The 23365-nt window shown below is 68.4% G+C and carries 22 protein-coding genes and 5 pseudogenes; 14 read left to right on the top strand and 13 right to left on the bottom strand.

Annotation, left to right across the window (positions count from 1 at the left end; translation table 11 throughout):
* Window positions 1–276: 276 nt before the first annotated feature.
* A pseudogene (locus ACZ6D7_RS42705) lies at window positions 277–390 on the top strand (DUF4291 family protein); the annotation flags it as partial.
* Window positions 391–477: 87 nt separating this feature from the next.
* On the opposite strand, the gene ACZ6D7_RS42700 reads toward ACZ6D7_RS42705, so the two are convergent.
* From ACZ6D7_RS42700 to ACZ6D7_RS42680, 5 genes are all read right to left on the bottom strand, one after another.
* Window positions 478–816 (bottom strand): hypothetical protein, encoded by a 339-nt coding sequence (locus ACZ6D7_RS42700; RefSeq protein ID WP_469503113.1) that lies wholly within the window; start codon window positions 814–816, stop codon window positions 478–480.
* Window positions 817–1415: 599 nt separating this feature from the next.
* Window positions 1416–2888 carry an aminotransferase class I/II-fold pyridoxal phosphate-dependent enzyme gene (locus tag ACZ6D7_RS42695; protein WP_469503101.1) on the bottom strand — a complete coding sequence of 491 codons (1473 nt, stop codon included), beginning with the start codon at window positions 2886–2888 and terminating at the stop codon, window positions 1416–1418.
* Between the two features lie 342 nt (window positions 2889–3230).
* Complete coding sequence (locus ACZ6D7_RS42690) at window positions 3231–3416, bottom strand: hypothetical protein (protein ID WP_469503098.1); 186 nt, start codon at window positions 3414–3416, stop codon at window positions 3231–3233.
* A 122-nt stretch (window positions 3417–3538) separates the two neighbouring features.
* Window positions 3539–3964: a DUF5133 domain-containing protein gene (locus ACZ6D7_RS42685; RefSeq protein ID WP_469503110.1), complete on the bottom strand. Its 426-nt coding sequence runs from the start codon at window positions 3962–3964 to the stop codon at window positions 3539–3541.
* Window positions 3965–4031: 67 nt separating this feature from the next.
* A complete protein-coding gene (locus ACZ6D7_RS42680) occupies window positions 4032–4736 on the bottom strand; it encodes an anti-sigma factor antagonist (RefSeq protein WP_469503095.1) in 705 nt (234 codons plus the stop codon).
* Between the two features lie 127 nt (window positions 4737–4863).
* Here ACZ6D7_RS42680 and ACZ6D7_RS42675 point away from each other — a divergent pair, with 127 nt between their 5' ends.
* The 4 genes and pseudogenes from ACZ6D7_RS42675 to ACZ6D7_RS42660 all read left to right on the top strand — a co-directional run bounded on the left by ACZ6D7_RS42675 (window position 4864) and on the right by ACZ6D7_RS42660 (window position 6981).
* Window positions 4864–5283 carry a helix-turn-helix transcriptional regulator gene (locus tag ACZ6D7_RS42675; RefSeq protein WP_469503092.1) on the top strand — a complete coding sequence of 140 codons (420 nt, stop codon included), beginning with the start codon at window positions 4864–4866 and terminating at the stop codon, window positions 5281–5283.
* A gap of 236 nt (window positions 5284–5519) precedes the next feature.
* A pseudogene (locus tag ACZ6D7_RS42670) lies at window positions 5520–5951 on the top strand (CBS domain-containing protein).
* Between the two features lie 28 nt (window positions 5952–5979).
* Window positions 5980–6177 carry a DUF6480 family protein gene (locus tag ACZ6D7_RS42665; protein WP_469503089.1) on the top strand — a complete coding sequence of 66 codons (198 nt, stop codon included), beginning with the start codon at window positions 5980–5982 and terminating at the stop codon, window positions 6175–6177.
* Between the two features lie 168 nt (window positions 6178–6345).
* Window positions 6346–6981, top strand: coding sequence for a hypothetical protein (locus ACZ6D7_RS42660; protein ID WP_469503086.1), 636 nt, complete (start codon window positions 6346–6348; stop codon window positions 6979–6981).
* Between the two features lie 408 nt (window positions 6982–7389).
* Here ACZ6D7_RS42660 and ACZ6D7_RS42655 read toward each other — a convergent pair whose 3' ends face one another.
* Window positions 7390–8277 (bottom strand): oxygenase MpaB family protein, encoded by an 888-nt coding sequence (locus ACZ6D7_RS42655; protein ID WP_469503107.1) that lies wholly within the window; start codon window positions 8275–8277, stop codon window positions 7390–7392.
* A 236-nt stretch (window positions 8278–8513) separates the two neighbouring features.
* Between ACZ6D7_RS42655 and sph the strand changes: the two genes are divergently transcribed.
* Both sph and ACZ6D7_RS42645 read left to right on the top strand, forming a co-directional pair.
* The gene (sph, locus tag ACZ6D7_RS42650; protein WP_469503083.1) at window positions 8514–9500 is read left to right on the top strand and encodes a sphingomyelin phosphodiesterase; all 987 of its coding nucleotides are present in this window, start codon (window positions 8514–8516) and stop codon (window positions 9498–9500) included.
* Between the two features lie 191 nt (window positions 9501–9691).
* Window positions 9692–10603: a nuclease gene (locus tag ACZ6D7_RS42645; RefSeq protein ID WP_469503080.1), complete on the top strand. Its 912-nt coding sequence runs from the start codon at window positions 9692–9694 to the stop codon at window positions 10601–10603.
* A gap of 182 nt (window positions 10604–10785) precedes the next feature.
* Here the strand turns inward: ACZ6D7_RS42645 and ACZ6D7_RS42640 are convergent, their stop codons facing one another.
* Entirely contained in the window at window positions 10786–12051 is a 1266-nt protein-coding gene (locus ACZ6D7_RS42640) for an IS701 family transposase (RefSeq protein WP_469503078.1), read from the bottom strand.
* Window positions 12052–12274: 223 nt separating this feature from the next.
* On the opposite strand from ACZ6D7_RS42640, the gene ACZ6D7_RS42635 reads away from it, so the two are divergent.
* Window positions 12275–12415 (top strand): hypothetical protein, encoded by a 141-nt coding sequence (locus ACZ6D7_RS42635; RefSeq protein ID WP_469503075.1) that lies wholly within the window; start codon window positions 12275–12277, stop codon window positions 12413–12415.
* A gap of 72 nt (window positions 12416–12487) precedes the next feature.
* Here the strand turns inward: ACZ6D7_RS42635 and ACZ6D7_RS42630 are convergent, their stop codons facing one another.
* Both ACZ6D7_RS42630 and ACZ6D7_RS42625 read right to left on the bottom strand, forming a co-directional pair.
* On the bottom strand, window positions 12488–12856 hold the full coding sequence (locus tag ACZ6D7_RS42630) for a peptidase inhibitor family I36 protein (protein ID WP_469503072.1): 369 nt from the start codon (window positions 12854–12856) through the stop codon (window positions 12488–12490).
* Window positions 12857–13036: 180 nt separating this feature from the next.
* Window positions 13037–13483: pseudogene (locus tag ACZ6D7_RS42625) on the bottom strand (IS5 family transposase); the annotation flags it as partial.
* 466 nt (window positions 13484–13949) lie between these two features.
* On the opposite strand from ACZ6D7_RS42625, the pseudogene ACZ6D7_RS42620 reads away from it, so the two are divergent.
* Window positions 13950–15191: pseudogene (locus tag ACZ6D7_RS42620) on the top strand (IS110 family RNA-guided transposase); the annotation flags it as partial.
* 74 nt (window positions 15192–15265) lie between these two features.
* On the opposite strand, the gene ACZ6D7_RS42615 reads toward ACZ6D7_RS42620, so the two are convergent.
* Both ACZ6D7_RS42615 and ACZ6D7_RS42610 read right to left on the bottom strand, forming a co-directional pair.
* Window positions 15266–15805 (bottom strand): GNAT family N-acetyltransferase, encoded by a 540-nt coding sequence (locus tag ACZ6D7_RS42615; RefSeq protein WP_469503104.1) that lies wholly within the window; start codon window positions 15803–15805, stop codon window positions 15266–15268.
* Between the two features lie 77 nt (window positions 15806–15882).
* A pseudogene (locus ACZ6D7_RS42610) lies at window positions 15883–16026 on the bottom strand (IS5/IS1182 family transposase); the annotation flags it as partial.
* A 185-nt stretch (window positions 16027–16211) separates the two neighbouring features.
* On the opposite strand from ACZ6D7_RS42610, the gene ACZ6D7_RS42605 reads away from it, so the two are divergent.
* A complete protein-coding gene (locus ACZ6D7_RS42605) occupies window positions 16212–16739 on the top strand; it encodes a hypothetical protein (RefSeq protein ID WP_469503070.1) in 528 nt (175 codons plus the stop codon).
* Here ACZ6D7_RS42605 and ACZ6D7_RS42600 read toward each other — a convergent pair.
* On the bottom strand, window positions 16687–17535 hold the full coding sequence (locus tag ACZ6D7_RS42600; RefSeq protein ID WP_425579479.1) for an IS5 family transposase: 849 nt from the start codon (window positions 17533–17535) through the stop codon (window positions 16687–16689). The two genes, ACZ6D7_RS42605 and ACZ6D7_RS42600, sit on opposite strands and share 53 nt — an antisense overlap.
* A gap of 578 nt (window positions 17536–18113) precedes the next feature.
* The gene (locus ACZ6D7_RS42595; protein WP_469503067.1) at window positions 18114–19022 is read right to left on the bottom strand and encodes a LysR family transcriptional regulator; all 909 of its coding nucleotides are present in this window, start codon (window positions 19020–19022) and stop codon (window positions 18114–18116) included.
* Between the two features lie 197 nt (window positions 19023–19219).
* On the opposite strand from ACZ6D7_RS42595, the gene ACZ6D7_RS42590 reads away from it, so the two are divergent.
* The 4 genes from ACZ6D7_RS42590 (at window position 19220) to ACZ6D7_RS42575 (ending at window position 23162) form a co-directional block, all read left to right on the top strand.
* Complete coding sequence (locus ACZ6D7_RS42590; RefSeq protein WP_184853734.1) at window positions 19220–19915, top strand: type 1 glutamine amidotransferase domain-containing protein; 696 nt, start codon at window positions 19220–19222, stop codon at window positions 19913–19915.
* A 230-nt stretch (window positions 19916–20145) separates the two neighbouring features.
* Entirely contained in the window at window positions 20146–20829 is a 684-nt protein-coding gene (locus tag ACZ6D7_RS42585) for a type 1 glutamine amidotransferase domain-containing protein (RefSeq protein WP_093868131.1), read from the top strand.
* Window positions 20830–21118: 289 nt separating this feature from the next.
* Window positions 21119–22084: an NAD(P)H-quinone oxidoreductase gene (locus ACZ6D7_RS42580; RefSeq protein WP_272122817.1), complete on the top strand. Its 966-nt coding sequence runs from the start codon at window positions 21119–21121 to the stop codon at window positions 22082–22084.
* A gap of 637 nt (window positions 22085–22721) precedes the next feature.
* Window positions 22722–23162, top strand: coding sequence for a hypothetical protein (locus ACZ6D7_RS42575; RefSeq protein ID WP_469503063.1), 441 nt, complete (start codon window positions 22722–22724; stop codon window positions 23160–23162).
* Window positions 23163–23365: the final 203 nt, after the last annotated feature.

The raw sequence follows: 23365 nt of genomic DNA, 5'->3' as shown, positions 1-23365 counted from the left end.
TGGAAGGAGCCGGTGGAGTTCATGCACCACTGCAGCACCAAGTGGGCGACCTACCTGATGAGCCTCAAGAAGCTGGTCGAGACCGGCAAGGGCGAACCCTCCCCGCACGACGTGCAGATCAGCAACTGGCACTGAGCGGTCCGCTACGAAGCGACCGTCTCGTAGCAGCCGTCAACGCCTGGCCGGCGAGTGGCCATAGCCATCACATTCGAACCGGGCGAGGGCAGAGGAAATGGTTCGTGATGCGCGTGGAGCGGATGACAGGGTGCGGCGCGCATGGCACCCCAGCACCAGATTCGCGCAGACTACGACGCTGACACGATCGTGGTCTACCAGGCATACGCGCCCGCCATAGCCGACGCGGCGCTGCGAGCGGGCCGCTTCGTCGTGCCCTTCTCAGCGAGGCCGACCGCCACAAGACACACCGCGGCACCGACCAGGGTACGCGCTCATTCGGAGGCGACGCGGCGCCGTCTCCTAGCGGCCGACCGTGCTCCAGTCTGCGGGGGCAGGCGGCACCGAGCGGCCCGCGACGTGATCGTGGAGGCGCCGGGTCAGTTCCGGCAGGTCGGAGGCCGGGAAGCTCACCTGGAGCAGCCGGAGGTCGAACCGCGACGGGAGATCGTCCTTGAACATCGCTGCGTCCATCGGCTTGATCTTCACGTCCCACGCGTCGGGGGCTGCCCAGTGGGCCATCCGCACGTAGAACGCGTTCCGCGGGCCGGCATTGGCAACGGTCGAGAGGAAGGCGAGCCCGCTGTCGACCGGGAAGTCGATGAGCATCCAGCCACGTCGAGACTCGACCCACTCGGCCATGTGCGGCAGCTTGTCCGGCCAGGCAGCGTTGCTCTCCGCGAGGTCCTGGCAGCAGCTGAGGGTGTCGAACCCACACTCCCAGATTGCCTGGATCGTGGGTGCCAGCTGTTCGTCGATCTGAGCGTGGCGGCTCCCCAACCGGACGAGGACGGTGGGGTGCGTAACGCCTGCACACCCTGCGGGTGTGGCACTCTATGCGGCGGGCACGTATCGACAGGCCGCGGTCCGTCCACGGGAGCGCCGGTGAGGACGGTCAGGACAACGCCCATAGCGAAGATGATGGACGACAGCCCTGCAACAGGGACAGGAACGGCAGCGGGTTCTCAGGTGTGGTCAACCCTCGAACATGCACCGTTCACGGCCCTGACCTTTACAGATCGGACAACCCGGCAGACATGCGCGCGCTGCGCTCCCCGGCACTACTGCCCGGATGCGGTCGCCCTGTACCGGTTGTCGCGGTCCGCATGGTCGATCGCCCGTCCCGCACCCTGTGCCGTAGCAGCGGGCGGTCTCGCGGCCCGGCGGCGGCCCGTCGTGCGTTCGCACGACCTTCGCGGACTCGCCCTCTCGGCTTCGCTGCCCGGGGCGTGCCGGTGCGGCTACTCCGCGACCACCCGCACGGTTTTCAGCTGCCGGTCCGCCGGGTCCGGGAGGTGCATGCCAGCCCGCACGCCGGTGGAGAGGTACCGCAGCACGGGCTCGGTGAGGCGTTCGCCGGGCAGGACGGCCGGGATGCCCGGCGGGTACGGCGTGATCATTTCCGCCGCCACCCGGCCGGCTGCCTCGGCGAGGGGGATGTCGGTGTGCTCGTTGAAGTAGGCGTCCCTGGGGAGGTACGCCTGGGCGAGGCGCAGGTGGGACGGGTCCGGGACTTCGGCGGACGGCGCGCCGTGTAGCTCCGGCGCGTGTGCGGCGAGGTCGCGCAGGGCGGTGAGCAGGCGGTGCGCGGTCTTGTCGTCGTCGGCGTGGGTGAGCTGGGCGCTGATCCGGCGGTGGTCGAAGAGGTGCATGTCGATGTGGTGGCGTTCGCGCAGCCAGTCGGCGGCGGCGTAGCCGGTGGTGCCCAGGCGCGAGATGTCCATGACGACCGGCAGCGGATCGAACTCGGCGGCCAGGTCCGGGCCGCAGAAGTCACCGGCGTCGTTCACATGGATCCCGTCGATCTCTTCGGCGGCGGCCCGCACCCGGGCGGCGAGGCAGAGCGCCGCGCCCATCAGCCTGGTGCCGTGCTGGACCATCTGGCGCCGCCAGGCGTCCAGTCCGGCGTAGATGAGGACGCTGGGGCTGGTGGTGCCGAGGAGGTCGGCGCGGGAGGCTAGTTCGGCCGGGTCGACGAGGTCGCCCTGGAGGTGGAAGACGGAGCCCTGTTCCAGGCCGCTGCCCATCTTGTGGATGCTCGTCACGCAGACGTCGGCGCCGGCGTCCATCGCCCAGGTCGGCAGGTCGGGGTGGAAGGGCAGGTGCGCGCCCCATGCCTCGTCGACGATCAGCGGCTTGCCACGGCGGTGGCAGATCTCCACGATCTCCCTCAGATGGGCAGCCGCGCCGTAGGGGGTGGGGCTGGTGACCAGTGCGCCGTCCGCGTCCGGGTGCTCGGCGAAGGCCTGCTCGAAGGCGGCGGGGGTGGGCGGGTGGGCGAGGTGCCGCTCGGCGTCCCAGGCGGGCTCGACCCACACCGGCCGTACGCCGGAGAGGATGAGCCCGGCGACCACCGACTTGTGGGCGTCCCGGCCCACCAGCAGTTCGTGGTGCGGGCATGTTACGGCAAGCATGGCAGATTTCACGGAAAGTGAACTGCCGCAGGTGGAGAAGTAGGTGAGGTCGGCGTGGACCGCGTCTGCCATCAAGGCTTCGGCGCGTTGCAGGATGCTCCCCGACATCCGCCGGTCGTCCAGTCCGCCACTGGCCAGGACGTCGCCGAAGTAGACAGCGTCCCCCAGCACCTCTCTCGCCCGGGGATCGGCGCCCCGCGCCTGCATGTGGCCGGGCGGGGTGAAGCCCAGTTCTTCCGCCGCGTGATAGCGGGCGAGAGCATCGAGGATGGGTGCTTCGCCGTGGTCACTGCTGTCCATGCGCTCCGAGTTCCCCGGCCGCCCCGAGGAAACCGCCGAATGGCTGCTCGGCGCGGCAGTCGAGAGCTGCGGCGAGGGGCGCGTAGCGGCGCAACACGGGCGCACGCGCGCAGCTTCGTGCCGAAAGCCCCCTGCACCGCGACTGGCCCCTCTGGGCGCCGGAGGCGACGTCGGCCTGCGCCGGCGCACCGTCTCACGCGTGACGCCTGACCGTTGTCCCCGGCCGGTCCGGGGCGCCGGTCAGGTGTTGGAGCCCGCCGCGCTGATGCTGCCGAGCGCCGCCCCAGGATCACGCTCGACGACGAGGTCACCCAGCGTGACGATGCCGACGGGTGCGTCCCTCTACGACACGACGGCTGCGGGTCGGTCGGCCCGGGCCCGACAGCGTGCCTCGCGGGGTGAGGCCGGGGCGGAAGGGCGCGGATGCCAGGCGGGCAGGTAGTCGTAGCCGTCGGACGCCTGCGCGAGGGTCGCGAAGGCGGTGCACGCCTCGCGCAGGTCGAGACGCACGACGAGTTGGCAGGACATGCCCCGACGTCGACGCCTGAGGTGTCGGTGCATCGAGGAACGGTGCGGGGCGCTCAGCCTCCGGGTGCGCGCGGGCTGCCGGCGCGGCACGGCTGCTTTCCGTTCCTGGGCGATTTCCACGCTCATCGGGTTTCAATAGGCCAAACGGTTGTCTGCGGTGCATCCCCGCCGGCTGCGGCCGCCGGGGGCGCTTCGACGGCTGGCTGTGCCTGGGTCGCCGTCGCCTTCAGGTAGGCGCGGGCCATGTCCAGGGCGTCCGCGATCTTCCGGGTTCCTGTGGACACGCAGCGTGTACTCCAGGTCCCGTAAGCGCGGGTCCGGATCGCGGGAGGTGGTTCCTGAGCGAGCAGCATCTCGTACCCGTCGACAAGCCGGCGCAGGACAGCAGACTGGGCATCAGCATGGGACTGGCTCCCTGGCTCAGGAATCGTGCCGAGTGACCGCCGTACTGGTGGCCAAGTACCTTGTCGCGGATGCGGGCAGCAGTGTGTTGACCAGTGGGGTCGGGTGAGGCGGTGGTCTGTCCGCCGTGATGGCACTGTCGCCATGATGAAGGCGCTCACCCGCGTTCGCCTGCGTTTGCCGCCTGCGTTTGCCGCCTGCGGAGCCTGTGTGTCATCCGGGAGGGCCGCCGTCGGTGCTGCGCAGTGCATCGACGGCCGCGGCGACGTGCGGGCGCAGCTCGCCGGGCAGCGCCTCGCCCTGAACGGTCGCCAGGAGCTGTTCGGCGATGCGGTGCAGCTTGGTATTCGTGTTCTGCGACACCGCGACCAGCACGTCCCAGGCGCCCTCGGGGCTGAGGGAGAAGGTGGCCATGAGCACGCCTATGGCCTGGTCGATGGGCGGGCGCGTGCGCATGGCGCGGCGCAGTTGCGTGACCTCCGCCTGGAGGTCTTCCTCCCCGCTCAGGGTGTCCTCCTCCAGTCGGCTGCTGGTGAGCAGCAACGACGTGCCGGTCATGTCCATGATCCGTTGCACGGCGGGGCCCGCTGCCCGCACCGTTAGGGTCTTGCCCTGGGCCACCGCCTGTTCGTGCGCGGCCATCAGGACGTTCAGCCCCGAGCAGTCGCAGAACGTGACCCGGCTCAGATCAAGCTCCACCCGGTCCGTGCACCCGCTGAGGGCGTCCTCCAGCGCGCCCCGCACAAGCTGCTCGGCGTCGATGTCCAATTCCCCGCGGAGCTCTACACTCACGCGGCTGTTCCGCTGCGAAATACAGACCGCCGGCCGCGACGGCACGGCCGTCTCCACCGTCACCTGAGCATCGGCTGCCGCGGTGTCTGCGGTGCGACGCCGCGGAAGGACCCGCAGGTGGTGCATGGCTGCCTCCCCTGGGTGGCAACTGTCTTGCCATCAGGTTCCCCCCGCACCCCGATGCACGTCAAGATATACCGGAAATCTGTTTCAGGCTTTTGAATGCGTGAACCATGTGCCCTAGTCTGGGTTGATGGGACAGGTGCCTGAGCCGCACACCGGCTGGACGTTTCTCACCAATCACGCGCGCGTGCTGGCGGCCATCGCCAGCGACTCTTCCACCCGGATCCGCGACATCGCCGCGCGCTGCCGGCTCACCGAACGCGCCGTACAGAAGATCATCAGCGATCTCGAGACTGCCGGATACCTCACCCACACCCGCGAGGGCAGGACCAACTCCTACCGCATCCAGAGGGACACCATCCTGCGCCACCCGGCAGAAGCCGGGCTCACCGTCACCGAACTCCTCGTCTTCCTCCTCCAGCACGACGACCAACGCCACAACCGCACACCCGACTCACCCCCGCCAGCCGCACGCGATGACAGGCCACACCTTGACCCCGGAACACCGGCAGAGGACGGGCCCCGCGACAGCCGTGTCACGAGCGCGTGATTTGAGCCTCCGCGACGCCAGTCGTGTCGTGAACCGCGCCCACCCCCGCGGCCCCCACCGGAGGACAGCCGGCGGCTACGCGTGGTCGCGACTCGGACCGCTGACCCTTGAGCAGGTATGAGGTACCTGGCCGCGAGCGTGACGGCAGCCGGGCCGTGGCGGCCGGGTGCGGAAGGTGGGTACCCGGGAGGCCTGGCGACGGTGACAGCACCGCCCGCCCCGCGGAAGAACTTCACATGGCTCAACATGTCGGCGACGTCATGACAAGTGCGCCGTTGACCATCGGACCGCAGGCCTCGGCCACGGCCGTGGCACGAATGATGCGGGACGGAGACATCGGTGCCGTCCTGCTCACCGAGGGCGAGCGGCTGCGCGGGCTGGTCAGCGTCCGCGGCCTGGTGGTCCGCGCGACAGCCGACGGCGGAGATCCCAGTGAGACGACCGTGGCCGAGGCGTGCAGCGACGATCTGGTCACCGGTGGGACCCGACGACGACCTGGCCGGCGCGGTATGGGCGGTGCGCGAGCATGCGGTCCGCCGTGTCCCGGTCGTCGACGAGTGGCGGCACGCGGTGGGCATCATCTCCCTCGGCGACCTGGCCTTCGAGCGGGACCCGGAGTCGGCTCTTGCGACATCAGCGCCTCGAAGCCCAACACGCAACGACGATGAGCAGCGGAGCCCGAAAGGAGCATGCCCCATGGCGACTCCTGATCCCGACCCGAGGCGAACCCCGGGAACCGCCCCGGTCGCTGGTGTGACACCTGGCAAAACACCACCCGCCGAAGGGGGAACTCACGGCATCTCCCATCGACCCTCGTGCACACCGCCGTCACGGCCGTCGTCGCCGGGGTGGCTGCCCTTTGACACCGAAGAAGGTCGGACCCGTGTCTGGTGACCCAACGTTGAAAGGCCGCACCGTGAGCGACACCGACTCGTAAAGCCTCCTGCCCAATGGCTCTCCCTGCGATTCGCCGCTTCAGCACCCGACTTCGTAACTGCTCCAGAACTCACCTGGGTACTGCTACTCATGCGTCGCACCATGCTGACGTCTACCGTCACCTGCATGCCCAAGACCCCTCTCCGTAGAGCCCGAGCCGCCACGAGGCCCACCCTGTACGCCGCCGCGGGGCTCGTGCTGGTCGCACTGTCAGTGACTGCCGTAGAGGTGGGGAACTCCGTATGGAACGGCGCGCCGTATCCCTCTGCTGACCCCGACGTGGTCGCGCAACGGCTCAAGGACCAGTCTGACTGGGTGTACGACGGCTTCGCGCTACCCGAAACGTACGCGGCAAACTCGGGCAGGGTCGATACCGGCGCCTGTTACTACCGAGGGCTGAGGAGCATCGCCCACATCGACGAGGCACGCAGCGACGTCCGGAGCTTCGGACTCGATTGGAGCGTGCCCGACATCCCCGAAGCCACCGCACGAGACGCGCAGCGGCGCGTGCGCCAGCGACTGGTGAAGCAGGGTTGGAAACTCACCCACGAAGGCGACCGTGTAGGGGCAACCTTCCGCGAGCTGGGCTTCCGATTCGAAACCCCGGAAGGCGGCGCCCAGGTCGACGTTCAGTGGAACGACTCGACCACGACTTTGTTCATCAGCGTCCACGCCCCCTGCGTGCAGGTTCCCGCCGACTTCAAGGAGCACGACTGGTCCGAGGCGGACTGGCGCCCGAAAGGGCAAGCCTCAAGGTTTTGAAGAGCCCCTCCACCCTTGAAGATCGGTTTGTGGATGAGGCCGGTTTCGGCCCATCTGGAGAGCTGTCGATACATGGTCTCCATGGTGATGTCGCCGAAATGGGAGGCGATGTCACGGGGGCGCCTGAGGCGGTTGGGGTCCTTCTCGAGCAGGGCCAGGATCCGGTAACAGCGGCGCCCGCCGAGGGCGGCGTGCCGGTCGCCGCGGGAGACGGCGGGGAGCTGAGGGCGGGATCCCGCAGACTCGAGAACGCTGATGTCGAGACCGGTGATGGTGCGGCTGGTGTCGGCCTGCCGTCCTCGTGGCGGGTGCTGTAGCGGGACATCGGTGACTTGACCTTGCGGGTGCTGACCCGCTGGCGTCGGGGCGGGAGGAGGCAGGTCAGGATCCCCCGCTGGTGCGCGGACCTCATCGCGCACGGCGGTCTGAGCGCCTGAGCCGCACAGCCTCGCGCTCCCGCCGTCGGGCCGCTCGAGCGAGCGGCAGATAGCGCAGTCGCTCGGGGAGCACGGGGACCACGGCCCGTACCACCCAGGCGAATCTGCGCAGCCTGCGCTCCTGCTCGTCGCTCCACTCCAGGCCTATCGCCTCGCGGGCGTCGGGCGGCATGAGCCCGACGGTCATGAAGCGGCGGAAGCGGGCGAGCGCAGGCAGCAGTGCGGGCCACAACGCGCGCAGCAGCAGGCGCAGCAACAGCGGGCCCCGGTCGGGCGCGGGCACGGGCTGGTCGACGGCGACCAGTTCGCTGACCACGACAGTCGCCTCGAGTTCGTCGGCGAGCACCTTGTGGTAGTAGGGCCAGAACTCCTCGATCGTCTGCGGCATGTCCCGGTCGTGGATGCCCAGGATCCGTCCCACCTGTAGCCATTCGGCATACAGTCGGCGCTCCTCCGCGTCCGTGAGCGGGCGCACCAGATAGCGGGCGGCGTGCCGGTACACCGGGAATCCGGTGGCGTGCACCCAGGAGTAGTAGGCGGGGCTGAGCGCGTGGTAGCGGCGGCCGTGGGCGTCGGTGCCCTGGACGGTGCGGTGCAGTTCGCGCAGTCTGCGGCCCTCCGCCACGGCCTGGTCCCCTCCGTAGATCCACAGCTGGAGCGAGCGCAGGGAGCGCTCGCCGCGGCCCCAGGGGTCGGTACGGAAGACGGAGTGCTCGTCGACGCCCGCGCCGACCGCCGGATGGGCCACCTGCATGGTGAGTGCGGCAGGCAGCATCAGCAGGGCGCGGACGTCCCCGGCGAGGCTCCACAGCACGCCGCCGGGTGCTGGCGGCAGAGGCTCTGCTGCGCGGTTGCTCATCTGCCGCTCCAGGCTGTCGGCGGGCGCGCGGATCGATGCCCGGTTCATGCATGTTCCAGTATGCCGCCGTCCGATCACGGTCCGGGCCGCTGCGGGGGTCCCCCGGCCGGGGGCAAGCGTTGCCACCGCGGAAAGAAACTCGGCACCTACTTATTACCTGAAGGTAACTACGACTGCTTTGATGTGCCTCGCCGGTTGCCGATCGGCTGAACCCCCACCGGAAAGCGGGAAATCCTGTGCTGCACTCCGCGCTTCGCCGCATCCCCGGCGCAGCCCTGTCCGCCGCGCTGGCTGCCACCACGCTGGCCGCGGCCGCGCCGACGGCGACCGCCGCCTCCGCCGAGCAGCCGCACCTGAAGGTGCTGACGTACAACGCGTTCCTGTTCAGCAAGACGCTGTACCCCAACTGGGGCCAGGACCACCGGGCCTCCACCATACCGAGGACCTCGTTCTTCCAGGGCAATGACGTCGTGGTCCTCCAGGAGGCCTTCGACAACTCCTCGTCGGAGGCCCTGCAGCAGGCGGCCGCCACCCAGTACCCGTACCAGACGCCCGTGATGGGCCGCAGCAAGAGCGGCTGGGACGCGACGAGCGGTGCGTACTCGGCGACCACCCCGGAGGACGGCGGTGTCACGGTGCTGAGCAAGTGGCCGATCGTCCGCAAGGAGCAGTACGTCTACAAGGACGCCTGCGGCGCCGACTGGTGGTCGAACAAGGGCTTCGTGTACGCCGTGCTGAATGTGAACGGCACGAAGGTCCATGTCATCGGCACGCACGCACAGTCGACGGACCCGGGCTGCGGTGCGGGCGAGGCGGCCCAGATGCGCAGCCGCCAGTTCCGCGCGATGGACGCCTTCCTGGACGCCAAAAACATTCCGGCCTCCGAACAGGTCATCGTCGCAGGCGACTTCAACGTGGACTCGCGCACCCCGGAGTACGCATCGATGCTGTCGGACGCGGGACTCGCGGGGGCCGACGCGCGCATCGGGCACCCGTACTCTTTCGACACGCAGGACAACTCGATCGCTGCGGACCGCTACCCGGACGACCCGCGCGAGGACCTCGACTACGTGCTGCACCGGGCCGGGCACACACGGCCCGCCGACTGGGGCAACAACGTGGTCAAGGAGCAGAGCGCGCCGTGGTCGGTGTCCAGCTGGGGCACCACGTACACGTACACGAATCTGTCCGACCACTATCCGGTGATCGGCTCCGGCCAGTAGGCAGATGGTTGGCCCTTGTACAACGAGGGTGTGTCCACGGCGGTGGGCACACCCTCGTTGCTTGCCCCAAGCTCCTTTCATGACCCGTGGTTGCCCGTCCGTGAGCTTGCACGTGCATGAGGGTGGCGCGATGCTGGAAAGCAGTCATTTCATGGCCATGCGAACTCCGACACCAGGCAAGGAGTTTCGTCGTGATCGACCCCATTCAGATTCTGTGGTCGCCCGCCGGTGCCACCATGCCGGCCCTGGGCTCACGGCCCCTGGTCGATGTGCACGACGGCGACACGCCGAACTTCCGGATGCCCATTCGCATGCTCTCCGTCGACACCCCTGAGGTGACAGCCGACACACCGGAGGGCGCGGCACAGGTCGACCAGAACTTCGTTCAGCTTGCCGAGTGGATCCGGCAGGGCGTCGCACCCATCACCCCCGATCTGGCCGAGTTCGTGCTCCCGAAGCTGGAAACCGGGAAGGCGGGCAGCCTGCAGTTCGAGCAGGGCACCGCTGCCAAGGAATTCAACAAGAAGAACATCAACGACCGGCTTGCCCGGCCCGGCAAGCCGCCACGAAACCTGTTCATCCGCATGGCCGACAGCCCGTTCGATCCCAATCACCGCCTGCTGGCTTACATCGCGCCCAACTACTCGCCCAAGGAGCTGGCCACGTTGTCCCGCGAGGAGCGGGCGACGTTCAACCTCGACCTGATCACCAAGGGCTGGTCACCGACGTTCATCATCTACCCCTCCATTCCCGGCGAGCTCGACCTTCCGATCATGCTGGCAGCTGCAGAGAAAGCCGTGGCTGAGAAGCTCGGCATCTGGGAGAAGTCCACCACGCTGCTGGCATACGAGTACCGCGCGCTCGAGGACCTCTTCTCGGTGACGAAGAGGAAGGTGGAGGGGGACAAGGAGCTCCGGCCGAGCGACCTGTTCTCCTGGCGGGAGCGGTACTGCGTGGACATGCGAACCCGGGTCCTGCACGGGCCGGAGGACTGGTTCCGCGTCGACCCCGTCTACCGGCTGTGGCTCTGGCCCTGGGACGTCTCCGAGGCAGTGGGCCGGCTCAACCTGACGCCGTCGCCGAGGCTCGTGGGCGCCAACTAGGTGTACTCGGCCAAGAGGTTGGTGACTCGCGTCGGTAGTTGATCAGGCATGATCGGCCGGACAGGTCCTAGTAGGGCTTGGTCAGGTTCGTATCGCCGTGGGTATGTCGCGGTGACAGGTGGGACAGGCGCCGGTCCAGACCGCGAGGAGTAACTGCATCTCGCGGACGACCTGGTAGAGGCTCAGGCCGGCGCCGTCTCTTTTGGGCTCCGGGCCAGTCGCTGCAGTGTGCAGAAGGCATGGGCGACGGAGACGAGGGTGACGTGGTGGTGCCAGCCCTGCCAGGTGCGGCCCTCGAAGTGGGCCAGGCCCAGGGCCTGTTTCATCTCGCGGTAGTCGTGCTCGATCCGCCAGCGGAGCTTGGCCAGCCGCACGAGCGTGGTGAGCGGGGTGTCGTCGGGCAGGTTGGAGAGCCAGAACCGCACCGGCTCCGGCTCGGTGGCGGGCCATTCGGCCAGCAGCCAGCACGCAGGTAGTTCCGGGCCGTCGGTGTGCTTGCGGATCTCGCGTCCGGCGGGCCGGATCCGCAGCGCCACGAACCGCGAGTACATGCGCTTGAACCCGCTGCGGCCGCTGCCTGGGCGGGAGCCCTCCCGCCACCGCACGGGCCGGGCCGTCTGCTTCCCGGCGGCGATGACCAGCTCTTTCACGCTCTTCGCCGGCTCGGGGTAAGCCGGCTGGGGCGGGCGTCCGCGGCCGCTGTGGGGCGGGGTGTGCGGTGTCGCGTCGTGCGGGTGTGCAGTGAGGGTGGTCGAGCTGCCCACGACGTAGTGCAGCCCGCGTGTCTGAAGGCCGAGCCGGAAGGCTGCGGTGTCCCCGTAGCCGCCGTCGGCCACGGCCAGGGGGACATCGACACCCCAGGACCGGGTCTCGTCGATCATGTCCAGGGCCAGTTGCCACTTCTCGACATGGCCCACGTCCGGCGGGATGCCGCACCGTTCGCGGCGGGTCACCTTGGCGGGATCGGCCTGCGGCGAGGCGGGATCCCAGCTCCTGGGGAGGAACAGGCGCCAGTCGATTGCCGCCGAGGCGGTGTCCGAGGCCAGGTGCAAGGACACGCCTGCCTGGCAGTTGGTGACCTTGCCGGCGGTACCGGTGTACTGCCGTGACATACAGGCCGACGCATCCCCGTCCTTGAGGAAGCCCGTGTCATCGATGATCAGCGCGGCCGGTTTGACCGCCGCAGCCATCTTCCATGCGAGTCGGGCTCGCACATGCGCCGGATCCCACGGGCTGGTGGTGATGAAGTGGGCCAGGGCCTGGCGGTTGCCGTCCTCACCCAGCCGGGCCGCCATCGGCTCCACCGATTTCCGCCGGCCGTCCAGCAGCAGTCCCCGCAGATACACCCCGCCACACCGACGCTGATCCGCCCGCGCGAACGGCTCGAACACATCCGCCGCGAAGTCCTCCAGACGGCACCGGACTTCATCCAACTCCCCAGGTGTCACAGATCGGTCAACGACACAGCCCCTCAACCGGACACGCCACCAGCGAACGAACCTGACCAAGCCCTACTAGTACTCCGGCAGGATTTCACTGTCTGCCCTGGTCTTTCGCCGGGCGGCAGGAGTGTGGTGGGCGTCGACACGTGCGGGGGCGGTCTCACGGAGACCGCCCCTCGATCGTGCGACAACGCCGCCGGTAGTAACAGCGACGGGGCAGCCTCCGAGGGTGATCACCGAGTATGCCGCCGCGCCGTGGGACCTCGAACTGGACGATCTCTTCCTGCCCATCGGGCACCGCTTCGGCCGAGTTGAGCTCCGTCGCAGCATGCGTGACCACGTACGCGGGCTGCTCGCCCCAGTGGCCTGAAAGAACAGCCGGCAGCTGGCTGAACAGGCCGGCCACCCCACGCCCGACGGCAGATTCGGTCAACCAGCCGGCTCAGCCTCCGCAGCCACTGACCGAGAAGGAGGACACCGCGTTGTCGTAGAGGAACAGGAGTTCCTGCTTCGCGCCCGCCGGGATGCTGAAGTGGTAGCCGTCGTAGCCGGCATCGGTCCAGATGCAGACCTGACCGTCGCTGAGGTTCCACACCGAGCTGGCCCGATCGTTCCACGCCCAACCGATGTTGGGGGTGTCCACCGGATAGAGCTGCACCATGTCCCCGGTGTTGTTGTGGCCGTCAAAGAGGCAGACCATACCTCCCATACAGGCATCTCTGGGGTCAGCCGACGCGGTTCCCGGAGCCGCCAGTACGGCGGTGGAGGCGATGGCTGCCGCTACCGCCGCGGTTTTGACTGTCAGTTTCATGAGTGTCCTTTCCCGTTGTTGCCCGTGGAAGCGCGGTCATGGTCGCCGCGTCCAGCTGTCGCTTCTCGAGGGCATCCGGTCGTAAGACCGTCCCCGCGCGCATGTGGTTCACAGAGATGACGTTGGTCACAATCTCCGGAAGCGGTGGGACCGTGGCGTTCTCGCGGCTTACCGATCGTTTCAGAATGACCTTCGAAGTCGTCTCAAGCAGATGATGCTGCAAGCGAGTTGGAGCCGGCCGAGGTGGAGATCGGCACGTATCTCGTAGCGGGTCCGTAGCCGTCTGAACTGGTGGAGCCAGGCGAGGTGCGCTCGACGACCCAGCGGGTCTTGCCCAGGCCGGAGCCGTGAGCGGTGCCTCTGCGGGCGATCTTCGGTGTGATGCCCCGAGCCCGGAGGATCGGCGGTACTTGTCGTAGTCGTGCCCCGGTCGGCGAACAGGCGCCTGGGCCGGTGACGGGGGCGGCCACGGGTCCCGCGGATGTGCGGGACCGCGTCCAGCAGAGGCATCAACTGCGTGACGTCGTGGCGATTTCCGCCGGTCAGGGACACCGCAAGGGGAGTTCCGTTCCGGACGGTGATCAGGTGGTGCTTCGTTCCCGGACGGCCACGGTCGACCGGCGAAGGTCGGTGTGAGCCCCCAAATCCGGTGCGTAAGCAGACGGCCCGGGACCATGCAACGGCCCGGGGCAACTGCTCGCACAGGACAGCGAATGCCTGAATCCCCCCTGGCCGTCAAGGCCTCCTCGAAGAGCGGCATCGCTGTCCGTTGCGGGGTTCCGCGGTGATGACGCGGGCGCCGGGCTGATGCCTCCGTTTCCCCGGGCCCTTGAGGCCTCTGTCAAGAGCGGCGGCCCGGCGCCTCCGTGGTCACCGTGAAACTCGCGTGGACTGCTCGGCCGTTGATCGTCACGGCGGGAGCCTGCTCCAGGGCCGACCTCTTGTTCATCCGCGAGCCCGCGAGCTCTGCCGAAAGATCGAGCCCCTGGCGTTCGCTGGTGTCGCGAACGGCTACTGAGATGGCGGACCAACGGGTCCTTGGATTAGGGCGCCGCGTGACCCACATGTGCTCGTGACCTGCATAAACGGACGGATCTGGGAGGAAAGCTTGACCGTGTTCTGCGGTATCGACTGGGCGGAGCGTCACCACGACGTCGCCCTCGTCGACGAAGCCGGCACTCTGCTCGCCAAAGCCCGTATCACCGACGACGCGGCCGGCTACCACAGGCTCTTGGCCCCCTTGGCCGAGCACGGTGACAGCCCAGACGATCCGATACCGGTGGCCATCGAGACCAGCCACGGCCTCCTGGTTGCGAGCCTGCGCACCGGCAGCCGTCGGGTCTTCGCGATCAACCCGCTCGCCGCCGCCCGCTACCGCGACCGCCACGGCGTCAGCCGAAAGAAGTCCGACCCGGGCGACGCCTTGGTCCTCGCGAACATCCTGCGCACCGACATGCATGCCCACCGCCCCCTGCCGGCCGACTCCGAACTCGCCCAAGCCGTCACGGTCCTGGCGCGAGCCCAGCAGGACGCCGTCTGGACTCGGCAGCAGGTCGCCAACCAGGTCCGCTCGCTCCTACGCGAGTATTACCCCGCTGCTCTGCTCGCCTTCCAGAGCAAACAAGGCGGTCTGACCAGGGCTGACGCCCGCGTCATACTCACGCTGGCGCCGACCCCGACCAAGGCCGCGAAGCTCACCCTCGCCCAGTTGCGGGGCGCCCTCAAACGCAGTGGCCGCCTCCGCGGCTGCGACGCGGAAGCCGAGCGGCTGCGGGACGTCTTCCGTGCCGAGTACGCCCACCAGCTGCCCGGCGTCGAGGATGCCTTCGGCCACCAGCTCCTGGCCCTGCTCAAGCAGTTGGACGCCACCTGCGAGGCCGCGGACGATCTCGCGGAGGCGCCCACAGCCGCCTTTCACCAGCACGCCGACAGCGAGATCCTGCTCAGCTTCCCAGGTCTGGGGCCCATGCTCGGCGCCCGCGTGCTCGCAGAGCTGGGCGACGACCGGGCACGGTTCGCCGACGCCCGGGCGCTGAAGTCATACGCCGGATCCGCCCCCATCACCCGGGCCTCTGGCAAGAAGCGTTTCGTCGGCCGCCGGTTCGTCAAGAACAACCGCCTCATCAACGCCGGCTTCCTCTGGGCCTTCGCCGCCCTCACCGCCTCACCGGGAGCGAACGCGCACTACCGACGCCGACGCGAGCACGGAGACTGGCATGCCGCCGCACAACGGCACTTGCTGAACCGCTTCCTCGGCCAGCTCCACCACTGTCTCAAGACCCAGCAGCATTTCGACGAACAGCAGGCCTTTGCACCGCTCCTTCCAGCGCCTGCATGCCCCGCCCACCCGACCGACTTCGTCGACGAGAACAACGGCACTTCGACAGAGGCCCGCTGTCGAGCGCGAACTCAATCAGAGGACGTGAGCGGGGCCCGCAGGCCGAGCCACTGATCGGCGTCCCAGGCCCGGAACCGCTCCGCTTCGGTGAACCCCAGCTTTGCCGCGAGGCGCATCGAACGGACGTTGGCGGTCTGGGTGGCGAGCACCACCGGCTCACCCGGAAGGACGTCTTCGAGCCAGTCCAGTGCCGCCGCGCATGCCTCGGCGGCATACCCGAATCCCCACGCCCGCGGCAGGAACAGGTAGCCGAGATCGACCTTCCCCACGGCAGTGGGGCAAAGGTGCTCCGTTGCTCTCCTGAGCAGGATCTGGCCGATCATCGCCCCTTCGAGATCGACGACGAAAATCCCGGGCCGCCGCCCGGGCACCTCAGGCATCTCGCGCTCAAGCTCGTCACGCGGGCGGGGGCCGCCGAGGTAGGTGTGCACCTCCGACGAGGCGTGCAGCTCGATGAACGCCGCACGGTCCCAGGCCTCGGGCTCACGCAGCACAAGCCTTTCGGTCTTGATTGGTGCAGGCGGCCACGCAACGGGTCCGAGATCATTCATGTTGGCCAGCCAATCAGCGGCCTCAGTGGTGATCAAGACTCGCGGTCCCTCTTGACTTCTTATCCCCCTGAGATGTCTTTGAGGGCCCAGACGTGTGAGCCGTCGACCGCCGCGTCGTCCATCTCCAGCAGTTCTGCCTTGCGCAACTCGGCCAGCAGCACCTCGTGCAGACGCGGCCAGGCGCCGGCCTCGGTCCAGTCCCTCAGCCGCCAGGCCGTCACCCGCTGCAGCCGACACCGCTCGGCCGGCACATCAGCCCAGCTCACGGCCTTGCGCGAGCGCATGCTTCAGAAGCCGTATCTCAACCGAACGTGATCGCTTGATTTCTGCTGGTCAGGCATGGTGCAGCTCCGAATGAGGGAGGGATCCGGCGTCTTGTTTCCCCTCTATGCTCAAGGGGTGCGCGATGGCGTCGGTGCTGGGAATGCTGGAGGAGCGGGAGACAGCGGCCCGTGTGCGGGTGGAAGGGCTTCGGGAGGAAGTCGCGCGGCTGTCCGGGGTACTGGAGGCTGCGGAGATCGAGCTGGACCGGCGGGTGATCGCGCGGGAGGAACTGGTCGAGGCCCTGGCGGCCACGGCTGCCGAGACCACCGCTGTGACCAAGGCGGAGACGGAAGCCGTGTCCTCACCTGCGCCGGTGCCGGGCTCGATCGTGCCGCCTTGGCGCGAAGGACTGCCGGTGACGGTGCTGGCGCCGGACTATCAGCGGATCCTGGGTGTGCTCGAGGAGCGGCAGTCGGCGGGCCAAGGACCGGTGAAGGCCAAGGAGATCGCGGTGGTGCTGGGCCTTCAGCCGACGTCGGCGAAGGTCGAGGGGGTGCGCTCGAAGGCCAGGCGCCTGGCGGAGCGCGGGTGGCTCGTGCAGGAGACGTCGGGGATGTTCAGCGCGGGCCGGCGGCCCGCGGCCGTGCCAGGCGCCGTCCCATCCGCGTGACCATCGACCATCGGATCATCGCCTCGCTGCTGGCCGGCAACGTCTCGTAGTCCCGGGCCAGCCGGCGTGAATGCATCAGCCATGCGAACGTGCGCTCTACTGCCCAGCGCCTCGGCAGCACCACGAACCCCTCCATGTCGTCGGTTCGCTTGACGACCTGAAGGGTCAGCGCGAGTTTCTCCCGTGCCCAGTCGACGATGCCGCCGGTGTAACCGCCGTCGGCCCAGACCAGGCAGATGTCACGGTGCAGGCGCCGCAGCCGCATCAGCAGGCCCATCGCGGCATCCCGGTCCCCGACGTTCGCGGCGGTCACCGCGACGACCAGCAGCAGACCGAGACAGTCCGTCACGATGTGCCGCTTGCGGCCACCCACCTTCTTCCCGCCGTCCCAGCCGCGCGAGACGGACGGCACAGAGGCCGCGGCCTTCACCGACTGCGCATCGATGATCCCCGCCGTCGGCTCCACCTCACGGCCCTCCCGCTCACGCACCCGTCCGCGCAGCCGGTCGTGGAACTCCGTGAGCAGCCCGTGCTCGCGCCAGCGGCGGAAGAAGGCGTAGACCCGGCCCCAGTGGGGGAAGTCCGCGGGCATCGCCCGCCAGGAGATCCCGCCCGCGACCAGGTAGCGGATCGCGTCCAGCAGCTGGCGGTGGCAGTAGCCCTCGGGCTGCCCGCCCCGGCCCTTCAGCCAGGCCGGCACCGGCAGCAAAGGCCGGACGGCCGCCCATTCCGCGTCCGTCATGTCGGAGGGATACCGGCGTTCCCGGTCCGGATGGTCGGCCGCGTTGCCGTACACGTGCGCGAGGCAATCACACGATGGAGCAGCCGAGTTGAACTGAACGGGTTCGGACGCGTACAACAACGACACCAGGGCCTCCCGGCGCTGCTCGGTCAGATTCGCATCCCCGAGCTACCGAGAGGCCCTGTCTTCATGCGCGCACAACGGGAAGATCACCCCGGCGGGAAACCTGTTCGACCCGCCCGTTCCATGATCGGTTGAGATGCGGCATCAAGCGGCAGCGCAAGCCGTTGACCTGCGGCAATGTTGTCGCTGACGGGCTTTGGAAGGCCGCAAAGTCACCGGGAACGCCATGCGGGAGTTGGACGAGACGGGGACCGTGACGCGAGACTGGAACAACAGGACCTCCTGGCACTCGAGTGGTCGCAAACCCGAGCTAGGGGCCCCGTACTCACCACCCGGCCGAGATCGCCCGGCCAAGGACCGTGTTCGATCAGAACCAGCTCACGATCGGTAGAGGGTTGTTACTCTGCGTTACGAATGGCGCTGTGTTGGCTCGTACCCCCAGCTGATCGGGAGTGCCGGCGACGCAACCCGATGCCAGCCCGACATGACCTCGGGATACCGGCTTGGGCTCACCAGGTCTTCGCAGCGGCGAGCAGATGCTCACGGACGAGCGTGACGTGAGGATTGATGGAACTGCCTGGGCGTTGGACGAGGTAGGCAGTGTTGATCGGGGGGTCCTCCGGCTGGTGCAGTAGCCGGAGGGCGCCGGAGGCGAGTTCGGTCCGGCAGAGGTAGCTGGGCACGACGCTCCAGCCGGCGCCTGCCGTGAGGGCGGTGAGGACGCTGCGCAGATCGGGGACGGTGATCGCGGCCTGGACGTGCAGGCGGCGGTCGAAGACGTGGCGCCAGTAGCGGCGGGCGATGGGCAGGTCCTCGGCGTAGGCGATCATGGGCAGGCTTTCCAGGGCAGTAGGCAGTTCCTGTCCCATGAGCTGTTCGGCCCAGACGGGGGCAGCAACCAGGACGAACTCCTCGTCGGCGAGGAGTTCGGCCTGCAGCGTCCGGCCCCGGGGCCGGCGGGTGGCGACGACGAGGTCGTGGCGTCCGGCCCGCATTTCCTCGAGCAGCGGTTCGGTCAGTCCGATGGCCACCCGCAGCCGGACGCCCTGCGCGACCAGCGGAGCCAGCGTCTGAAAGCCGAGGGTACTCATGAACTCTGCGGGCCCGGCCAGGTGCACCGGTCCCGCGGTGCTGCTCGGCTCCTCGCCGGTGATGTCGGCCAACTGATCCAGGGGGCCTGACAGTCGCGTGGCAAGTTCGTCCGCGTGGGGCAGCGAGGTGACACCGTGCGCCCGGCGTTCGAACAGTTCACGGCCCAGACGGTTCTCCAGCGCCCGGATCTGCGTGGTCACGGTGGACTGCGACAGCCCCAGCCGACGTGCAGCGGCGGTGAAGGACCCCAGGCGGTGCACGGCAAGGAAGGTGCGCAACAGGTTCAGGTCCAGCGGACCGAACCCATGAGTGTCCTGATCGCTCACGGCGTCGAGCCTACGAGGTACGCACGGCAGCCACCTGCCATTCGTCCCCGTGCAGGGCATCGGTTCGTCGATACCTGGTATCGATGCCTTCATTGGCGCGATTTCTTCGGCGGCTTTAGTTTCGAAGGTAGGAGCGCTGACGTTCTGAAGTCGAAACGTCAAAGCGTGAACCCCCAGCTCTCGGAGACCACCACACCATGTCGAAGATCCTTTTTGTGATGACCGGCGCCGACCACTGGACGCTGGCGGACGGCACCAAGCGCCCGACCGGCTTCTGGGCCGAGGAGGTCGTGGCCCCGTACCAGGCGTTCACGGCCGCCGGCCACGAGATCGTCGTCGCCACACCCGGCGGCGTCGTACCGCCTCTGGACCAGGGCAGCCTGGCGCCGCAGTTCAACGGCGGAGAGGTGGGGGCGAAGAAGGTGGCGGACGCCCTCGCCGCGATCGACGAGATTCAGCACCCCATCAGGCTGGAGGACGTCGACCTCGCCGACTACGCCGTCGTCTTCTACCCCGGTGGCCACGGCCCGATGGAGGACCTGGCCGTCGACGCCACCTCCGGCAGGCTCCTCATCCATGCCCTCGCCTCGGGCAAGCCGCTCGGCGTGGTCTGCCACGCACCGGCCGCCCTGCTCGCCGCCACCACGGCCGACGGCGGCAACGCCTTCGCCGGCTATCGGCTCACCGGTTTCAGCAACGCCGAGGAGACCCAGACGGGCCTTGCGGCCAATGCCAAGTGGCTGCTCCAGGACCGTCTGGTCGAGATCGGCGCGGACTACCAGGAGGGCGAGCCATGGGCCCCGAACGTGGTCGTCGACCGCAACCTGATCACCGGCCAGAACCCCGCCTCCGCCGGACCCGCCGCAGCCGAAATCCTCAAGAAGCTGGCCTGAACCTCGCATATCCGCTTGCGCCTGGGAGGGGCACCAGACGCTGCTTTCGCCAGCCGGCCCCGTACGGGCGCAGTGAGGCACGCGGACGACATCGGCACCTATGACAACGGCGACTGAGGCGGCCGACTCCTCACAAGCCGTCTCACTCTTCTTTCGCAGGTCGTGGCCATGAAAAAAGCTCGTGATCCGGGCAGCCGCCACAGCCCTGCCTCACCGCCGGAGGCACACAGATGAGCAAGATCCTCGCCGTGGTCACCAACCAGTCGACCTACGGAACGAACCCCCACCGGACCGGGCTGTGGATCGCAGAGCTGGTTCACTTCTACGACCGAGTCCGCCAGGCTGGATTCGAGGTCGACATCGTCAGTCCGGAAGGGGGGCAGGTACCGCTGGATCCGCGAAGCGTCAGATTGGCCGACAAAGAGGTTCGCAAGTACATGAACGATCGCGCGTTCATGTCGAGCCTGGACCACACCAGGAAGGCGGCCGACGTCGACCCGGCCGAGTATGCAGCGATCTTCTACACGGGCGGGCATGGCGTCATGTGGGACTTCCCCGGCAGTGCCGCGCTTCAGCAGGTCGCGCGGGATATCTATGAGAACGGCGGCGTGGTCTCCTCGGTCTGCCATGGTGCCTGCGGACTGCTGAACATCACGCTCTCCGACGGCTCCCTGCTCGTCGAGGGCCGCACGGTCACCGGGTTCTCCACCGCGGAGGAGCGAGTCGCCATGGTGAAGAGCCGGGTGCCGTTCCTGGTGGAGGACGAGTTCCGCAAGCGGGGCGCGAACTATGTCAAGGCCACCATCCCGATGACCCCCTTCGCCACCGCTGACGGCAGGCTCGTGACGGGACAGAACCCCGTTTCCACCAAGGTCGTCACGGCAAAGATCATCGAGACGCTGCGCCAACTTTGACCTTGATCCGCATCGGCCGGACCGGTCCTGCTCGGGAAGTGTCTCTGGGCGTTTGACGGTTCTGCTCGCGTCTTGTCGGTGACAGGTGGCTTGTTCTTCGAGCTCAGGGCTGTCCGGGTCCTGGGCTCGTCAGTTTCCAGTGCGCGGGCTGGACAGGCAGGCTCGGGCGGAGTTTCTGCGGCGGCCCCGGACCAGCGTGAGCCTGCCGGGCGTGCCCTCTCACTCGCATTTTCACAACGTCGGACCGGCGTATGTGCCGTCCGTCAGGCGGCGCGCTCGGAGGAATGTCTTGAAAGCAGTTTCGATCAAGGAACCTGGTGGGCCGGAAGTCCTGCAGTGGATCGATGTGGAGGACCCCGTCCCCGCGAGGGGTGAAGTGGTCATCGACGTCGTTGCCAGCGCCGTCAATCGGGCCGATGTGGCACAGCGGCTGGGGCTGTACCCGGTTCCGGAGGGAGCGTCACCTTACCCGGGCCTGGAGGTCTCCGGACGGATCAGCGCTCTCGGCGAGGGTGTGACGCGTTGGCAGCCCGGCGACGAGGTGTGCGCACTGCTGACCGGAGGCGGATACGCGCAGAAGGTCGCTGTCCCTGAAGGGCAGCTGCTCACGGTGCCCAAGGGCGTCAGCCTGGTCCAGGCGGCAGCGTTGCCGGAAGCCACCGCAACGGTGTGGTCCAACGTCTTCATGACCGGTGGGCTGAAGCCAGGCGAGACCTTCCTCATGCACGGCGGAGCCGGCGGCATCGGCACGACAGCCATTCAGATCGCCAAGGCCCACGGTGCCCGCGTCGTCACCACCGTCGGCGGCCCCGAGCAGGCTGCCAGGGTCCGAGAACTCGGCGCCGACCTCGCGATCAACTACCGCACCGAGGACTTCGCCGAGCACGGCCCCTACGACGTGATCCTCGACGTCATCGGCGGCGACTACCTTCCGCGCAACATCCACTCCCTGGCCCTCGACGGGCGCTTGGTCGTCATCGGGCTGCAGAACGGCCTGACGGCCGAACTCAACCTCGTCGAACTCCTCGCCAGGCGTGCATCCGTGCACGGCACCACCCTGCGCTCCCGCCAAGCTGGACAGAAGGCAGCCATCGTGGCCGAAGTCCAGGAACATGTATGGCCATTGATCGAGAACGGAACGGTGCAGGTCGTCATCGACCGGACCCTGCCCATGGACCAAACCGCAGAAGCCCATCGCATCCTGGACGCCCACCACATCGGCAAAATCGTCCTACTCAACCCCGACGCGGCATGACTCCAAGAGTCGGCCGACCGACCCCGAACCGGTGCACGAGGCGATCGCACCGCGCCAAGCGGGAGCTTTGGACGGAGCGGGGACCGGCACACGGGACTGGAACAACAGGGACTCCTGATACTCGAGTGGCGGCGCGACCCCGAGCTTCCCAGGGGGCTCTGTTCTCGTGCCAGCCACCCGGCCGAGATCACCCGACCTGGGCCGTTGTTCGATCCCGATTGTCCTGATGACCGATAGAGATACGGCTTCTCAGGGCCATGCCGTACCGCACCCCATGCACTGCCGCCCGGTCGGTGAAGTTCTCGGCGAACTGCAACATCGTCACCAGCGCCAGCCGACGACCGTGTCGGTGAGCCCGACTCGACGGGACCGCCGCGGCCCGCGGCCCCCGCGCCTGTCCCGGCACATTGCGCGGGACCACACTCGCCGTCCCGCACCCCTCAACCCCGCTCCGCAGCCGACCGATGGCCCACAGCACACGACAGGACAGGCATCCCCCGCCGCCGCATCCACGGGCCAGACCCCGGGGAAAACTCCTGATCATTCTCACGTCGTCCAGGTACAACACGGCCCACGGCTCACCCGACTGCCAAGCCCCGGCGCGCGGGATGCGGGCTGGGCAGGCTAGGTTGCCCGGGTGAGTCTCCTTGATGATGTGGCAGAACGCGACGGCTGGCGATGCTGGGTCTGCGACCAGCCGGTCGACCCCGACAAATCGGTGAACGACCCCCAGGGGCCCAGCGTCGACAGCCGGACCGCCGACCGGAAAGCCAAGATCGCCGAACGGCTCGCGCACCGCGGGTGCAACTCCCGCAAGGGCGCGGTCAAGGTCGTCATCGCCTGGCCCGACCACCTCTACGTGATCGAACCCGCACCACTGATCACCGTTGCCGCACGACTGGAACGCAAGGGAGGCCGCGAGACCGTGGGCCGCTGCCCGACCAGACAGGACGCCCAACAAGCCGCGGACTGGCTGGTGGACCGCTTCTCCCGACTGGCACCGACGCTGCCGGTGACCGCCGACATCCAGGCAGGCGGCGGCCAGTTCCTCCTCACCCTCACCACCAGCCGCCACTGACGGGAAACCACCAGCCCACACCCACCTCGAGACGAACCCCCAACCCACACCGACCCACCCCCGGCAACCAACTCCCCCACGGGCGCTTGACGGGCTGGGGGGGGGGGGGGGGGAGGGGGGGGAGGGGGGGGGGGGAGGGGGGGGGGGGGGGGGGGGGGGGGGGGGGGGGGGGGAGAGGGGGGGGGGGAGGGGGGGGGGAGGTT

This window comes from Streptomyces sp. NPDC041784 (assembly GCF_055591025.1).
The sequence above is the reverse complement of the archived record's forward strand: the minus strand, read 5'-3'. Positions and strand labels throughout refer to the sequence as shown.

Coding starts and splice junctions, on each gene's coding strand:
- ACZ6D7_RS42605 (WP_469503070.1), top strand. CDS start 16,212: ATGGCGTCGGTGCTGGGAATGCTGGAGGAGCGGGAGACAGCGGCCCGT.
- ACZ6D7_RS42585 (WP_093868131.1), top strand. CDS start 20,146: ATGAGCAAGATCCTCGCCGTGGTCACCAACCAGTCGACCTACGGAACG.
- ACZ6D7_RS42660 (WP_469503086.1), top strand. CDS start 6,346: ATGCCCAAGACCCCTCTCCGTAGAGCCCGAGCCGCCACGAGGCCCACC.
- ACZ6D7_RS42690 (WP_469503098.1), bottom strand. CDS start 3,416: ATGTCCTGCCAACTCGTCGTGCGTCTCGACCTGCGCGAGGCGTGCACC.
- ACZ6D7_RS42590 (WP_184853734.1), top strand. CDS start 19,220: ATGTCGAAGATCCTTTTTGTGATGACCGGCGCCGACCACTGGACGCTG.
- ACZ6D7_RS42700 (WP_469503113.1), bottom strand. CDS start 816: ATGGCCGAGTGGGTCGAGTCTCGACGTGGCTGGATGCTCATCGACTTC.
- ACZ6D7_RS42680 (WP_469503095.1), bottom strand. CDS start 4,736: ATGCACCACCTGCGGGTCCTTCCGCGGCGTCGCACCGCAGACACCGCG.
- ACZ6D7_RS42685 (WP_469503110.1), bottom strand. CDS start 3,964: ATGGCGACAGTGCCATCACGGCGGACAGACCACCGCCTCACCCGACCC.
- ACZ6D7_RS42675 (WP_469503092.1), top strand. CDS start 4,864: ATGGGACAGGTGCCTGAGCCGCACACCGGCTGGACGTTTCTCACCAAT.
- ACZ6D7_RS42630 (WP_469503072.1), bottom strand. CDS start 12,856: ATGAAACTGACAGTCAAAACCGCGGCGGTAGCGGCAGCCATCGCCTCC.
- ACZ6D7_RS42655 (WP_469503107.1), bottom strand. CDS start 8,277: ATGAGCAACCGCGCAGCAGAGCCTCTGCCGCCAGCACCCGGCGGCGTG.
- ACZ6D7_RS42665 (WP_469503089.1), top strand. CDS start 5,980: ATGGCGACTCCTGATCCCGACCCGAGGCGAACCCCGGGAACCGCCCCG.
- ACZ6D7_RS42615 (WP_469503104.1), bottom strand. CDS start 15,805: ATGAATGATCTCGGACCCGTTGCGTGGCCGCCTGCACCAATCAAGACC.
- ACZ6D7_RS42695 (WP_469503101.1), bottom strand. CDS start 2,888: ATGGACAGCAGTGACCACGGCGAAGCACCCATCCTCGATGCTCTCGCC.